Origin of the sequence: Bradyrhizobium sp. IAR9 (assembly GCF_013408065.1) — a bacterium.
GTDB lineage: Bacteria > Pseudomonadota > Alphaproteobacteria > Rhizobiales > Xanthobacteraceae > Bradyrhizobium.
This window is the reverse complement of the sequence record NZ_JACBZW010000001.1, coordinates 1,030,236-1,044,519: the sequence shown is the minus strand read 5'-3', so window position 1 is coordinate 1,044,519 and position 14,284 is coordinate 1,030,236. Positions and strand designations below refer to the sequence as shown.

Below are 14,284 nucleotides of genomic sequence, written 5' to 3'. Positions count from 1 at the left end.
CGGAAATGACCTTGGACGTTACGCTGGGTGCGGCCTTCGTCGCGGGCCTATTGTCGTTCCTGTCGCCCTGCATCCTGCCCCTGGTGCCGCCCTTCCTGTGCTACATGGCCGGCGTCTCGGTCACGGATCTGTCCGGCGACAGGCCGGATCTGCGGCCGCGGATCCTGATCTCCGCGCTGGCCTTCGTGGCGGGCTTTTCGCTGGTGTTCGTCGCGCTCGGCTCGACCGCCTCGATCGCGGGACGCTTCATTTCCGCGCACCTGTCGACGCTCGGCATCGTCGCCGGCGGGCTGATTATCGTCATGGGGCTGCATTTCCTGGGGCTCCTTCGGATTCCGCTGCTCTATCGCAGCGCGACCGTGCAGGTCGACAACCGCCCGGCCGGCGTGGCGGGGGCTTTCGTCATGGGTCTGGCCTTTGCGTTTGGCTGGACGCCCTGTGCCGGCCCCATCCTCGCCGCCGTCCTGCTGATGGCGGGATCGGAGGACACGACCGGACGGGGCGCACTGCTGCTCCTCGCCTATTCGGTCGGGACCGGCATTCCCTTCCTGGTCGCGGCGGCCTTCACCGGTCGCTTCATTGCCGCGCTCGGCCGTGTGCGCCGGCATCTCGGTCTGATCGAGAAGACGATGGGCGTATTCCTGGTCGCGACGGGTCTGATGTTCCTGACCGGATTGATGCCCGTGGTCTCCGAATGGCTGCTCGAGCATTTTCCTGCATTGACCAGCATCGGCTGAGGCTAGCCGTAACGGAAGTCGAGCAACTGGGCAAAGGATTGCAGTTCGATGAGGTAACGATGCACGAGGGGGCCGTCGCCCGCCATCGCGGCATGAGCGATCTCGCCGCTGCTGGCGATTGCGCCGTCGATCAGGCGGCGGAATTCACCTTGGGCGGCGATCTCGCTGTTTGCCCATTCGTTACAGCGTTGAAGCCGATCGCGGAACGCGCTCGCGGCGGCGACGGTGTCCTCGGCATTCGCCGATGCCGGCTGTTCGCCGTACCTGGTGGCGGCGATACGCAACGCTTCCATGGCGGGCGCGATCTCGAAGATGCAATCGCCGAGATCGTACAGGCCCGCGTGACGCCTGAGCGCGTGAAAAGCCTGCCGAACCGCAAGCAACTCGCGGCCGGCGGCGACATTGTCTCCGCGGTCCAGCGCGCCCGTGATCGCCGTGAGTCTCTCGCGACCTCCGTCGAGAAATCGCGTCAATTCGGCCGGCGCATAAGCGGGCGGGGGACCGGATGTGCTCGGCACAAGCCGCTTCCACCCGGCGACCGCTTCGTCCGTCTCGATCTGCGCCAGTGCGAAATTTCCAGTGCGCGCATAGCTCACGGCGGTGCGCAGATTGGCCATGATAGGCGCCATCGCCGATGCGAAATCCGCAGGTCTATCGGCTTCCGCGCCGAGCGCGAGCGCGTTCGAGGCCAGCCATGCCAGCAGCACGATGGTGCAGCGCAAGATCGGATCTCCTTGTCACATTCGTGTATTCGAATATCATAATGAAAATGAGCAACGCGCAAGACCTTCCGAGGCACGAAACCCCGACGTCGCTTCGCAAGCCGACGCGACGCGGCGTCCTCGCATTCGCTGCAGGCGCGGCGTTGGCCGGCCGCGGCGCGGCGGCGGCCGAGGCCGCCGTCGGAGAAGACGGGCTCTATCACGAGCCCTGGTTTCTGCAGAGCTTCCTCGATCTGCGCGAGGATCTGGAGGGCGCTGCGGCCGGCGGCAAGCGGCTTGCCATCATGTGGGAGCTGCGCGGCTGCCCCTATTGCCGCGAGACGCATCTTGTGAACTTCGCCGATGCCGGCATCGCCAGCTATATCCGCGACAATTTCGAGGTGTTGCAGCTCAACCTGATCGGCGCGCGCAAGGTGACGGACTTCGACCGCCAGGAATTAACAGAGAAAGAGCTCGCCCAGAAATACGGGATCCGGTTCACGCCGACCTTTCAGTTCTTTCCACCATCCGCCGATGGCCTCGAAACAAAGGATGCAATGGCGCGCGAGGTGGCGCGGGCTCCCGGTTATCTCAAGCCGCCGCACTTCCTGGCGATGTTTCGTTTCGTGCGGGAGCGCGCTTACGAGCGCGGCTCGTTCCGGGATTTTCTGGCCGCGAACGGCTGATGCGGAACGCCGTCGAATTCCGCTTGACGCCGGCGTTTATATGAACATATCATAATAACTGAATTTGATGGACTGTGAGTCCGTCGTGACCAAGAGCGGGCGTCACCCCGCGATCCGAGGGTAGGGAACATGCGGCGCTCGCTTGCAGCTGCGTTTGCACTTTGTCTGTCGGCCGGAAGCGCTCTGGCGCAAGATCCGAACAAGGAGCCGATCAGGCTCGATATCGTCAACGACTCCTTGCCGAAATCCCTGACCGGCGCGCCCGGTAATGCCGCCGCCGGCAAGAAGGTGTTTCTGACGCGCACGCTCGGCAATTGCCTGGCCTGCCACCAGGTCACCAGCCTGAAGTCCGAGGATTTCCACGGCGAGTTCGGTCCATCCCTGGACGGCGTGGCCGGCCGCTACACCGAGGAGCAATTGCGCCTCATCATCGCCGACCCCAAGCGCATCTTCACCGACACCGTCATGCCGGCGTTCTTCCGGAATGATGGCCTCAGCCGGGTGCGCCCGGAGTTCGTCGGCAAGTCCATTTTGACGGCCGCGCAGGTCGAGGACGTCATCGCTTTTCTCAAGACGCTGAACTGACGGCGAGGAGGATCAGGAATGAGAGCCATCAATCGAAGGCAGGCATTTGCGCTCGGGGGCGGCTTCGTCATGCTGACGCTGATGCCCATCGCAGCCGATGCCGAGGTGACGGGCGATGCGGCGAAGTGGATCGAGGCGTTCACCGGCGGCAAGCAGCCTGCCAAGGGCAAGATCGCGCTCGACCTGCCGGAGATCGCGGAGAACGGCAACACCGTGCCGCTCTCGATCAACATCGAGAGCCCGATGACGACAGACGCCTATGTGAAAGACGTTCTGATCATCGCCGACGGCAACCCCAATGCGGGCGTGGCGACGCTGTCGTTTACGCCGCTGTCGGGCAAGGCGGAAGCTTCGATCCGGATCCGGCTTGCGACCACGCAGAACGTGATTGCGGTCGCGAAGATGAGTGACGGTTCGCTGTTCATGGAGCAGAAGACCGTCAAGGTCACCATCGGCGGCTGCGGCGGCTAGGGCGTCAGGAGAGGAACAATGGCAGACAAACCGCGCATCAAGCTTCCCAAGGAAGCGGCCAAAGGCGAGGTAATCCAGATCAAGACCCTGGTCTCGCATGTCATGGAATCCGGCCAGCGCAAGGACGCGCAGGGCAAGGCCATTCCGCGCAAGATCATCAACAAGTTCGCCTGCGAGTTCAACGGAAAGCCGGTGTTCTCCTGCGCGCTCGAGCCTGCGATCTCGGCCAATCCCTACGTCCAGTTCGACGCGCGGGTCGACGAAGCCGGCACGTTCAAGTTCTCCTGGACGGACGACGATGGCACGGTGATCACGGCTGAAGAGAAGATTGCGCTCAAGGCATAATGCGCATCGCGCATTGAGGGAGGCACGCAATGGCGCGACGATATGTTGGGTTGGCCGCTCTGGTCGCGGCCGCCGCGTCGGTTGCGACGCTCGCGGTCGCCGAGGACGCTGAGCGCAAGGGCATCGCGGCTCCGCCCGGCCACGTCTTCAAGACCATCATCTCCGGCTACGAATTTCGCAGCAAGGAGACCCGCGCGTTGCAGGACGACGATCTCGAAAATCCGGGCTTCCTCGCCGTGGAGCGCGCGGCTGACGTCTGGAAGAAGGTCGAGGGCAGCGAGGGCAAGTCCTGCATGAGCTGTCACGGCGAGGCCGAGACCAGCATGAAGGGCGTCGGCGCCGCCATGCCGAAATGGGACGACAAGCTGAAGAAGCCGGTCAATCTCGAACAGCGCATCAACATCTGCCGCAGCGAGCACATGAAGGCCGAGCCCTGGAAATTCAAATCCCGTGAGCTGACCGACATGACAGCCTTCGTGCGCTACCAATCGCACGGCATGAAAGTCTCGGTGAAGACCGACGGGCCGATGTCGCCCTGGTTCGAGCGCGGCAAGCAGATCTATTACACGCGCTACGGCCAACTCGATCTCGCCTGCGAGTCCTGCCACGAGCGCAACAACGGCAAGTTCATGCGCGCGGACTTCCTGAGCCAGGGCCAGACCAACGGTTTTCCGACCTATCGGCTGCGCGACCAGCGCCTGGTGCCACTGCATGAGCGATTCGAAGGCTGCATGTTCGACGTGCGCGCCGAGCCGTTCAAGCCGCTATCGGACGAGTTCCTCGCGCTCGAGCTCTATGTGGCCTGGCGCGGCATCGGCCTTCCGGTCGAGACGCCATCGGTGCGCAACTGAAACGTTGAGCTTGCAGGAGTGTTGCGCATGATCTCTCGCCGCGAGTTCATTCAGGTTGCCGCGGCAACGGCGGGACTTTCGACCGGTGTGGGCTCCAGCCTGACCCGTGCGTTCGCCCAGCAGCGCTTGACCGAAAAGGAATTGTTGGCCTTCGAGCCGCTCGGCAACGTCACGCTGGTGCATGTGACCGATATCCACGGTCAGCTGATGCCGCTCTATTTCCGCGAGCCCTCGACCAATCTCGGCGTGGGCGAGGCCAAGGGCCTTCCGCCGCACGTCACCGGCAAGGAGTTTCTCGCCCGCTTCGGCATCGCGCCCGGCTCGTCGGCGGCTTATGCCCTGAGCTCGGAGGATTTCGAGGCGCTCGCCAAGAGCTATGGCCGGATCGGCGGCCTCGACCGCGCCGCGACCGTGATCAAGGCGATCCGTGCCGAGCGCGGCGACAAGGTCGCGCTGCTCGACGGCGGCGACACCTGGCAGGGCTCATGGTCGTCACTGAAGACGCGCGGCCAGGACATGATCGACTGCATGGCGCTGCTCAAGCCCGACGCCATGACCGGCCATTGGGAGTTCACCTACGGCTCCGAGCGGGTCAAGCAGGCCATCGAAGGCCTCGGCTTCCCGTTCCTCGGCCTCAATATCCGCGACACCGAATGGAACGAGGCGGCGTTCGAGGGCTCGACCATGATCGAGCGCGGCGGCGTCAAGATCGCGGTGCTCGGCCAAGCCTTCCCCTATACACCGGTCGCCAATCCGCGCTGGATGATTCCGAACTGGTCGTTCGGCGTGCGCGAGGAGGACGTCCAGGCGCAGGTCGACAAGGCGCGCAAGGGCGGCGCACAGCTTGTCGTGGTGCTGTCGCATAACGGTTTCGATGTCGATCGCAAGCTCGCGAGCCGGGTCAAGGGCATCGACGTCATCCTGACCGGGCACACTCATGACGCCCTGCCCGAGGCCGTGAAGGTCGGCAAGACCCTGCTGATTGCGTCCGGCTCCTCGGGCAAGTTCGTGTCACGGCTCGATCTCGACGTTCGCGACGGCGAGGTCAAGGCTTTCAGGTACAAGCTTATCCCCCTGTTCTCCGATGTGATCGCTGCGGATGCCGAGATGGCCGCAAAGATCACCGAGGTGCGCAAGCCTTTCGCGTCCGAACTGTCGAAGGTCCTTGGCAAGACCGATTCGCTGCTCTACCGGCGCGGCAATTTCAACGGCACGTTCGACGACCTGATCTGCCAGGCGCTGCTGCAGGAGCGCGATGCCGAGATCGCACTCTCGCCCGGTTTCCGCTGGGGCACCAGCGTGCTGCCCGGACAGGACATCACTTTCGAGGACGTCACCAACGCGACCGCGATCACGTATCCGGCGGTTTACCGCATGGGCATGACGGGTTCGCGGTTGAAGGAGATCATCGAGGACGTCGCCGATAACCTCTTCAATGTCGACCCCTATTATCAGCAGGGCGGCGACATGGTGCGGATCGGCGGGCTTTCCTACGCGATCGACGTCACCAAGCCGCAGGGGCAGCGCATCTCCGACATGCAGGTCCTCAAGACCGGCACGCCGATCGAGCCCGCCAGGGAATATCAGGTCGCCGGCTGGGCCAGCGTCAACGAAGGAACCGAAGGGCCGCCGATCTGGGACGTCGTCGCGAATTACCTGACGCGACAGAAAACCGTTCGGCTCGAGCCCAACCGGGCCGTCAAAGTTACCGGAGCGTAAGAAGCGATGTCGAAGATGGACAGTCAATCCCGTCGCAGCTTCCTGGCCGCCGGCGCCGGCGTCGCAGCCTCGATGCTGGCAAGGCCGGCGGCCGCAGGCGGAAATCCCGCCAACCAGCCGCCCAATGTGCCGGAATGGACCAAGTCGCTCGGCGAGGGCGTCGCGGTGCGCCCGTATGGTAAGCCGTCGAAATTCGAGAAGGACGTCGTCCGGCGCGACGTCGAATGGCTGACCGCCTCGCGCGAATCCTCGGTGAGTTTCACGCCGCTGCATGAGCTCGAAGGCATCATCACCCCGAACGGCCTCTGTTTCGAGCGGCATCACGGCGGCATCGCCGAGATCGATCCGGCCGATCATCGCCTGATGATCCACGGGCTGGTCGAGCGTCCGCTCATTCTCACCCTGGAGGAGTTGAAGCGCTATCCGCGCGTCAACCGCATCCACTTCATGGAATGCGCGGCGAATTCGGGCATGGAATGGCGCGGCGCCCAGCTCAATGGCTGCCAGTTCACCCACGGCATGATCCACTGCGTGCAGTACACCGGCGTCTCGCTGCGCACCCTGCTGGAGGAAGCCGGCGTCAAGGCGAGCGGCAGGTGGCTGCTGGTCGAAGGCGCCGACGCGGCGGCGATGGACCGCAGCCTGCCGATCGAGAAAGCGCTCGACGACTGCATCATCGCCTACAAGATGAACGGCGAGGCGCTCTATCCCGAGCAGGGCTATCCGATGCGGCTCGTGGTGCCGGGCTGGCAGGGCAATCTCTGGGTCAAGTGGCTGCGCCGCATCAAGGTCGGCGACCAACCCTGGCACACCCGCGAGGAGACGTCGAAATACACGGACCTCATGCCGAACGGCAAGGCGCGCCGCTTCACCTGGTCGATGGACGCCAAGTCCGTGATCACGAGCCCGAGCCCGCAAGCGCCGATCAAGCACGGCAAAGGCTTTACCATCGTCTCGGGTCTGGCCTGGAGCGGCAACGCCAAGGTCAAGCGCGTGGACGTGTCACTCGACGGCGGCCGAAATTGGTGGCCGGCGCGGCTCGACGGGCCCGTTCTCGACAAGGCGCTGACGCGTTTTTACTACGAGTTCGACTGGAACGGTGAGCCGCTGCTGCTGCAATCGCGCGTGCAGGACGAAACCGGCTATTTGCAGCCGAGCAAGGCGGAGCTGCGCAAGATCCGCGGCGTCAACTCCATCTATCACAACAATGGCATCCAGACCTGGCATGTGCAGGCCAATGGTGAGGTCGAGAATGTCGAAGTCGCTTAAGTTCACTGCAGCCGCGCTGCTCGCATGCGCGCTGAGCGTGCCGGCGCTCGCGCAGCAGAAGGCGGACGCCAAGAGCGGTCCACGCTATCACATCGGCCGCGCGCCGACCGCGGACGAGATCCGCGGCTGGGATATCGACGTGCGTCCCGACGGCCAGGGATTGCCGGACGGCAAGGGCACGGCCATGCAGGGCGAAAAGCTGTTCATGGACAATTGTTCGTCCTGCCACGGCGAGTTCGGCGAGGGCAACGGCCGCTGGCCGGTGCTGGCCGGCGGCAAGGGCTCACTGACGTCTGACAACCCGGTCAAGACGGTCGGCTCGTACTGGCCCTACGCGTCCACCGTGTTCGACTACGTCCGTCACGCTATGCCTTATGGCAATACGGGATCCCTGTCCGTCGATGAATATTATGCGCTGGTCGCTTACGTCCTCTATCTGAACGACGTCGTCACCGATCAAAACTTCGAGCTGAACAAGAAGACCTTTGCGACGATCAAGATGCCGAACGAGCAGGGGTTCGTGATGGACGACCGCGCCACCAGCGAGAAGTCGTTCTGGCAGAAAGACCCCTGCATGAAGAATTGCATCGCCCCGGTGAAGATTACGGGGCGCGCTGCCGCCATCGACGTGACGCCCGAGGACGGCAAGGAGAAGAAGTCGCGGGGCGTGGAGTGAGACACGGCCGGGCGAGCCGCCGCGCGGTGCTGCATGCGGCTCTCGCTGTTGGCTCGCTCATCGTAATCCATCCGGCCGTGGCCCAGGCGGCCGAACCCCACAGGCTCGCGCTGCAGATCAGCGACGACGACCCGGTCAAGATGCGCGCCGTGCTCGATGTTGCGGCCAATGTCTCGCGGCATTATTCGGGACAGGGCGAGGACGTCGAAATCGCAGTGGTCGCCTTCAACGGCGGCGTCGACATGCTGCTTCAGGACCGCTCGCCGGTGAAGGAGCGCCTGGCGAACTTCCTGAAATCGATGCCCAATGTGAGCTTCATCGCTTGCGGCAACACGCTGGAGACGCTGGCGGCGAAGGAGGACAAGCGGCCGCCGCTGATTGAGGGCGTCAGCGTCACACAGGTCGGGGTTGCCGCGCTGATGGATTTGGCGGAGAAGAACTGGACGATTGTCCGGCCCTGAGGAGAAAGCCGCTGATGCGATGGTTGATAGGACTGGCCGTCTTGCTCGCGTTCGCAGGGTCCGCATATGCGGCTGAACAGGAGCTCGAACTGTCGGTCGACGGCCGCACCACGCTCGCGACACTGCGCACGCCAGCCGCGATGACACCGGACACGCCGCTCGTCGTAATGACCCACGGCACGCTCGCGCACAAGGACATGGAGGTCATTCAGGGCGTTGCCAAGGCGCTTGAGCAGCGCGGCATCGCTTCGCTCGCCCATACGCTGTCGCTGGGGCTCGATCGCCGCAAAGGCATGTACGACTGTACCGCACGGCATGATTATGTCGTTGAGGATGCAGTCGCGGAGATCGGCGCCTGGGTCGCGCGGGCGAGGGGCATGTCCCGGCTCGTCTTCGCGTTCGGCCATTCGCGCGGCGGCAACCAGGTGGCGCGGTATCTTGCAGCGAACGAGATTTCGCCGGTGGCGGGTGGGGTGCTGCTGGCGCCGGTGACCGCAAAAGCCGAGGCCGATCTGCGCGCCTCCTACGCCAAGACCTATGGCAAGCCGCTCGAGCCGGTTCTGGAGCTGGCGACGAAAGCGGTTGCGGCGGGCCGGGGCGGGGAGTGGATGGACGTGCCGGGCTTCGTCTATTGCCGCAATGCCGTGGTTTCCGCGCGGGCCTTTGCGTCATTCTACGGTCCCGATGCCGGCCAGGACACGGCCGCGCTGGTGGCGCGCGTGAAGATGCCGGTGCTGGTGCTCGCCGCGACCAAGGACACCGTCGTGCCCGACGTGGCGGCCGCCTTCACGTCGCTTGCCGGTTCGAGCGGGGGCAGGGTGCATCTCGACAAGATCGAGGATGCCGATCATTTCTTCCGCGACCTGTTCGCGGAAGACGTTGCCGATCGAATCGCCGAGTTCATCAAGCAGGCACGATAGGAGGGACCATGCAGCGTCGATCCATGCTTGGCGCGAGCCTTGCCGGGCTGTTTGGTGCGTTCGCGGTGCGCCCGGCGTCCGCGGCGACGGAAACGGCCGCGCGACAGCGCGTCGTCTATCATCTGGCCGATGCCGATCGTGTCGTCTTTGTTCTGGGCAATCTGCAGAACCATGTCGACGGCGTCGGTGGACCCGGCAAGGCCGACATCAGGCTGGTCTTGCACGGACCGGCGCTGCGTGCCTTCCACGCGCTCGCGGCGCAGGACCACACCGTTGCGATGATGACGAAGCTCGTCGATGCCGGCGTCGGCTTCGATGCCTGCGCCAATACGATGAAGGCGCAGGGCGTCAAGCTGGACGATCTCACGCCCGGTTTCGTGGTGGCCGAGAAGGGCGGCGTGGTGCGGCTCGTCGAGCTGCAACAGCAGGGATTTGCCTATTTGCGCCCCTGAGGCCGCTGTGTTCCGGCATCCTGCGACGTCGAGCTTTGATCTGGCTCATGGGACGCGACGACGCGATCGCTAGAATTGCATGCTCGCAGCAACAGCCGAGGCGGACGTGCTGACGCCGATCATCGATCTCTTGGGTGAAGATCCGCTGTCATCGTTCGGCGGCCTCATGGTCGGAGGTCTGTTCGGGTTCTTCGCGCAGCGCAGCGGCTTCTGTCTGCGTGCCGCGGCGGTCGAATTTTCCCGAGGCGAGGGCGGGCCGCGCCTTGCCGTCTGGCTCCTGACTTTTGCCGCGGCGCTGGTGGGTACGCAAGGCCTGGTCGCGCTCGGCTGGCTCGACATATCCGAGGCGCGCCAGCTCGCGCAGCAGGGCAGCATCTCCGGCGCTCTCCTGGGCGGTGTGATGTTCGGTTGCGGGATGATTTTTGCGCGGGGCTGCGCCAGCCGGCTGCTGGTGCTCTCGGCCAATGGCAATCTCCGGGCATTGTTGTCGGGGCTGGTGTTTGCGGTGACCGCGCAAGCCTCCTATCGCGGCCTGCTGTCGCCCGCCCGTGAATGGGTGACCAACCTGTGGCTGGTCGATGGCGGTCCGTCGCGCGACATCATGGCCATGTTCGGTGCCGGCACGCCCGAGAAGCTTGCATTCGGAGGTTTGTGGCTGATTGCGGGGCTGGCCTTCGCCTTTCGCAGCCGGTTGCCGCGCCGGCTGATCCTTGCCGCGATTGCGACCGGAACGGCCGTCGTCGCCGGCTGGCTCTTCACCTACCAGCTGTCACAGGCTTCCTTCGCGCCGGTGACCTTGAAGAGCCTCACCTTCAGCGGACCGTCGGCCGAGTTGCTGATGCTAGTGCTCAACAGCGCGCAGCTTCGGCTCGGCTTCGACCTCGGCATCGTCCCCGGCGTATTCCTCGGCTCGTTTCTGGCCGCGGCGCGCGCGCATGAACTTAAGCTTGAGGGATTTTCGGGCGGGCTCGGCATGCGGCGCTACCTGTTAGGGGCGGTGCTGATGGGGTTTGGCGCGATGCTCGCCGGCGGCTGCGCGGTCGGCGCCGGCGTGACCGGTGCCTCCGTATTCGCACTCACCGCCTGGCTCGTGCTCGGCGGCATGTGGCTGGGGGCGGGACTCACGGATCTGCTTGTCGACCGCGCCGGCGTGCCGCAGCAGACGACGGGCTTGCCGGCCGCGAGCGGCTGACATCAACATTGTCGCATTGCTAAGCACAACATCGAGCGCATTGGCGAATGCGCGTGCTTGCTTCTGAGGTGCGTAGATCAGAATTTTAGTTGCGTACCTCAAAAATCGGGAGCAGGATCGCGGCAAAGAATAAGATCGGTCGGGAGGAGATGTGATGAGACTGCTCCGGAAGCTGGGACTCGCCGCTGCCGCATGCCTGCTTTTGGCCGACGCCGCCGCAGCCGATACGATCGTAAAGTGGCTGCACATCGAGGCAAATCCGGCCCAGGTGAAAATCTGGGAGGAGGTCGCGCGCGCCTATGAGGCCTCCCATCCTGGCGTCAAGGTCGAGATGCAGTTTCTCGAGAACGAAGCCTACAAGGCCAAGCTGCCGACCATCCTGCAATCCAAGGATCGCCCGAACATCATCTACAGCTGGGCCGGCGGCGTCCTGAAGACCCAGATCGAGGCAGGTGTTCTCGACGACATCACCGAACAGGTGAAGGGTTACAGCGACAGTCTCACGCCGGCCGCGCTCGCCGCGTTCACCGCTAACGGCCGCGTTTATGGTCTGCCGACCGCGCTGTCGCAGGTCGGCTTCCTCTGCAACAACGAGCTGATGGCCAAGGCGAAAGTCGATCCTGCCGGGATCAAGAGCTGGGACGATCTGCTTGCGGCGGTGAAGACGTTGAAGGCCGCCGGTGTGACGCCGATCGTGGTGGGCGGCGCCGACAAATGGCCATTGCACTTCTACTGGACCCATCTTGCGGTGCGCATCGGCGGCAAGCCGGCATTCGACGCGGCATTGCGCGGCGAGGACAGCGGCTTCGCCGGCGAGACCTTCCAGAAATCCGGCGAGCTGTTCAAGCAGCTCGTCGATCTCCAGCCGTTCCAGAATGGCTTCCTTGGCTTCAAGAACCCGCAGGCCGTCGGCTATTTCGGCGACGGCAAGGCGGCGATGACGCTCGCGATCAGCACGGTCTATCATTTGCAGCGCGCCCTCGCCGCCGACAAGGTCGGATTGAGCGAAGACAAGATCTGCTGGTTCGACTTCCCGGTGGTGGCCGGCGGCAAGGGCGCGCCGACCGACACGCTCGGCGGCATTACCGGCTGGCTGGTCACGAAAGGTTCGCCGAAGGAGGCGGTCGATTTCCTGAAATACTTCGTCTCGAAGGATGTGCAGACGCGGCTTGCGGCGGGTAACTTCATCATCCCGGTGGTGCAGGGCGCGGACGCTGGTCTCAACAATGCCTTCATGAAGCTGATCGCGGCCAATCTGGCGAAGTCGAACTACCACCAGAACTTCTATGACCAGAGCCTTGGTCCGTCGGTCGGCCGCGTCGTCAACGACGTCACCGCGGAGATCGCCGGTGGCAGCATGAGCCCGCAGAATGCGGCGAAGGCGATCGAGGCGGCGTGGAAGCAGGGCAACTGACGGTGGCGCGGCGTATCGCGAATTCGCCCGCGATTGGCGTTGCGGGGACACCGTTCTCTTCGCTCGCGGTCCGCGGCCCGGCCTGGGACGGCCGCTTCACGGTCCTGATCCTGTTCCTGCCGCCGGCGCTGCTGCTGTTCACGCTGTTCGTGGTGCTGCCGATCGGCGAGGCCGCCTGGTACTCGGCCTTCAATTGGAACGGGTTCGGCAGGCCGACCAACTGGATCGGCTTCGACAATTACCGCTTCGTGCTGGAGACGCGCGCCTTCTGGCTCGCGCTGCGCAACAATGGGCTGATTATTGCGGTCTCGCTCGCGATCCAGCTGCCGCTCGCGCTGACGCTCGCCTTGATGCTCGCCGAACGCTTTCGCGGGTCGGTTGCGCTACGCATGCTGTTCTTCATGCCCTATATCCTGGCCGAGATCGCGACCGGGCTGATCTTCAGCTTCGTCTATGACGGCGACTACGGCCTAGTCGCCTCGATCTGGCGCAGCTTCGGCGCCGAGCCGCCGCATTTGCTGGCCTCGACCGACACGTCGATGCTGGCCGTGCTGATCGTGATCGTGTGGAAGTATTTTGGCTTCCACATGATGCTGTTCATCGCGGCGCTCCAGAGTCTCGACAAGAGCCTGATCGAGGCGGCACGCATCGACGGTGCGACGCGCTGGCAAGCCCTGCGCCATGTCGTCATTCCCTTGCTCTATCCGACGATCCGCCTCTCGGTGTTTTTCGCCATTGTCGGCTCGCTGCAGCTGTTCGACCTCGTCATGCCGCTGACACGCGGGGGGCCTGCGGACTCCTCGAACACGATGGTGAGCTTCCTCTACAACAACGGCATCTCGCGCATGCGGGTCGGCTATGGCAGCGCCATCGGCGTCATCCTGTTCGCGATCTGCGTGACCTTTGCCTTTACCTACAAGCGTTGGTTCATGCGCGATGAATAGTGCGAAGATTTCCCGCAACCCGGTCGATCCTGCCGTGCTGTTCAAGGCCGTGTTCCTCGCCATCGTGGCCATCTTCGTGCTGGTGCCGCTGCTCGCGACGTTGCTCGGCGGCTTCAAATCGCTCGGCGAATTGCGCGTCAACCCGTTCGGTTTGCCGCGTCAATGGGAATGGCAGAATTACTCCGACATCCTGTTCTCCGCGCGCTACTGGCAGCTCCTGCGCAACTCGCTGATCATATCGTCGCTCGCGGTGGTGTTGACCCTGATCACCGCATCGATGGCGGCGTTCACCTTTGCCCATGTCAAGTTCTACGGCAGCTCGATGCTGCTGAGCTATCTCACGCTCGGCCTGCTGTTTCCGGCGGCGACCGCGGTGCTTCCGCTGTTCATCAAGGTGCGCGATCTCGGGCTGCTCGATACCTATTTCGGCGTTGCCTTGCCGCAGGTGGCCTTCAGCCTCGCGATGAGCGTGCTGCTGCTACGGCGGTTCTTCAAGGACATTCCCTACGAACTGCTCGAGGCTGCGCTGGTCGACGGCTGCAGCTACATCAAGTTCTTCCGCTATGTGACGTTGCCGCTGTCGCGGCCGATCCTGGCGACCGTCGGGACCATCACCTTCGTCAACAGCTGGAACGCCTACCTGTTGCCGCTGGTGATGCTCAACACGGATGCGCTCTATCCGTGGCCGCTCGGCATCATGGTCTATCAGGGCGAGTATTCGTCCGAATGGCACCTGATCCTGGCCTTCATCACGTTGACCATCCTGCCGACGATCATTCTCTTCCTTCTGGCGCAGAAGCACATCGTTGCCGGCCTCACTGCGGGTGCGGTCAAGGGATGAATGGACCCTTACGGAGATCA

Annotated in this window: 17 protein-coding genes; 16 read left to right on the top strand and 1 reads right to left on the bottom strand. The window is 64.0% G+C overall.

All coding sequences use genetic code 11. The features are described 5' to 3' along the window. Positions 1–5 precede the first annotated feature (5 nt). Positions 6–737 carry a cytochrome c biogenesis CcdA family protein gene (locus tag GGD67_RS04960; protein ID WP_018316044.1) on the top strand — a complete coding sequence of 244 codons (732 nt, stop codon included), beginning with the start codon at positions 6–8 and terminating at the stop codon, positions 735–737. 2 nt (positions 738–739) lie between these two features. On the opposite strand, the gene GGD67_RS04955 is transcribed toward GGD67_RS04960, so the two are convergent. Beyond that, on the bottom strand, positions 740–1,354 hold the full coding sequence (locus tag GGD67_RS04955; protein WP_246790735.1) for a hypothetical protein: 615 nt from the start codon (positions 1,352–1,354) through the stop codon (positions 740–742). 146 nt (positions 1,355–1,500) lie between these two features. On the opposite strand from GGD67_RS04955, the gene GGD67_RS04950 reads away from it, so the two are divergent. The 15 genes from GGD67_RS04950 (at position 1,501) to GGD67_RS04880 (ending at position 14,264) form a co-directional block, all read left to right on the top strand. Beyond that, a complete protein-coding gene (locus GGD67_RS04950) occupies positions 1,501–2,124 on the top strand; it encodes a thioredoxin family protein (protein WP_246790734.1) in 624 nt (207 codons plus the stop codon). A 129-nt stretch (positions 2,125–2,253) separates the two neighbouring features. Continuing rightward, on the top strand, positions 2,254–2,709 hold the full coding sequence (soxX, locus tag GGD67_RS04945; protein ID WP_092261868.1) for a sulfur oxidation c-type cytochrome SoxX: 456 nt from the start codon (positions 2,254–2,256) through the stop codon (positions 2,707–2,709). Between the two features lie 18 nt (positions 2,710–2,727). Beyond that, on the top strand, positions 2,728–3,180 hold the full coding sequence (soxY, locus tag GGD67_RS04940) for a thiosulfate oxidation carrier protein SoxY (RefSeq protein ID WP_179731212.1): 453 nt from the start codon (positions 2,728–2,730) through the stop codon (positions 3,178–3,180). Positions 3,181–3,198: 18 nt separating this feature from the next. Next, complete coding sequence (gene soxZ / locus GGD67_RS04935) at positions 3,199–3,525, top strand: thiosulfate oxidation carrier complex protein SoxZ (protein WP_018316049.1); 327 nt, start codon at positions 3,199–3,201, stop codon at positions 3,523–3,525. A 29-nt stretch (positions 3,526–3,554) separates the two neighbouring features. Then, positions 3,555–4,376, top strand: coding sequence for a sulfur oxidation c-type cytochrome SoxA (gene soxA / locus GGD67_RS04930; protein ID WP_179731210.1), 822 nt, complete (start codon positions 3,555–3,557; stop codon positions 4,374–4,376). A gap of 27 nt (positions 4,377–4,403) precedes the next feature. Next, complete coding sequence (gene soxB / locus GGD67_RS04925) at positions 4,404–6,095, top strand: thiosulfohydrolase SoxB (protein ID WP_179731208.1); 1,692 nt, start codon at positions 4,404–4,406, stop codon at positions 6,093–6,095. A 6-nt stretch (positions 6,096–6,101) separates the two neighbouring features. Next, the gene (gene soxC, locus GGD67_RS04920) at positions 6,102–7,364 is read left to right on the top strand and encodes a sulfite dehydrogenase (RefSeq protein ID WP_179731206.1); all 1,263 of its coding nucleotides are present in this window, start codon (positions 6,102–6,104) and stop codon (positions 7,362–7,364) included. Continuing rightward, positions 7,303–8,040 (top strand): cytochrome c, encoded by a 738-nt coding sequence (locus GGD67_RS04915; protein ID WP_179731204.1) that lies wholly within the window; start codon positions 7,303–7,305, stop codon positions 8,038–8,040. Before soxC ends, GGD67_RS04915 begins: the two co-directional genes overlap by 62 nt. Next, positions 8,037–8,501, top strand: coding sequence for a hypothetical protein (locus GGD67_RS04910; RefSeq protein ID WP_409411095.1), 465 nt, complete (start codon positions 8,037–8,039; stop codon positions 8,499–8,501). Before GGD67_RS04915 ends, GGD67_RS04910 begins: the two co-directional genes overlap by 4 nt. 14 nt (positions 8,502–8,515) lie before the next feature. Further along, entirely contained in the window at positions 8,516–9,421 is a 906-nt protein-coding gene (locus tag GGD67_RS04905) for an alpha/beta hydrolase (RefSeq protein ID WP_179731202.1), read from the top strand. Positions 9,422–9,429: 8 nt separating this feature from the next. Beyond that, positions 9,430–9,873 carry a DsrE family protein gene (locus tag GGD67_RS04900; RefSeq protein ID WP_179731201.1) on the top strand — a complete coding sequence of 148 codons (444 nt, stop codon included), beginning with the start codon at positions 9,430–9,432 and terminating at the stop codon, positions 9,871–9,873. A gap of 106 nt (positions 9,874–9,979) precedes the next feature. Next, positions 9,980–11,065, top strand: coding sequence for a YeeE/YedE family protein (locus GGD67_RS04895; protein ID WP_179731475.1), 1,086 nt, complete (start codon positions 9,980–9,982; stop codon positions 11,063–11,065). A 154-nt stretch (positions 11,066–11,219) separates the two neighbouring features. After that, the gene (locus tag GGD67_RS04890; protein WP_179731199.1) at positions 11,220–12,479 is read left to right on the top strand and encodes an extracellular solute-binding protein; all 1,260 of its coding nucleotides are present in this window, start codon (positions 11,220–11,222) and stop codon (positions 12,477–12,479) included. Between the two features lie 2 nt (positions 12,480–12,481). Further along, positions 12,482–13,423 carry a carbohydrate ABC transporter permease gene (locus GGD67_RS04885; protein WP_092261879.1) on the top strand — a complete coding sequence of 314 codons (942 nt, stop codon included), beginning with the start codon at positions 12,482–12,484 and terminating at the stop codon, positions 13,421–13,423. Continuing rightward, on the top strand, positions 13,416–14,264 hold the full coding sequence (locus tag GGD67_RS04880; RefSeq protein WP_179731197.1) for a carbohydrate ABC transporter permease: 849 nt from the start codon (positions 13,416–13,418) through the stop codon (positions 14,262–14,264). The genes GGD67_RS04885 and GGD67_RS04880 overlap by 8 nt, the downstream gene beginning before the upstream one ends. The last annotated feature ends 20 nt before the right edge of the window (positions 14,265–14,284 follow it).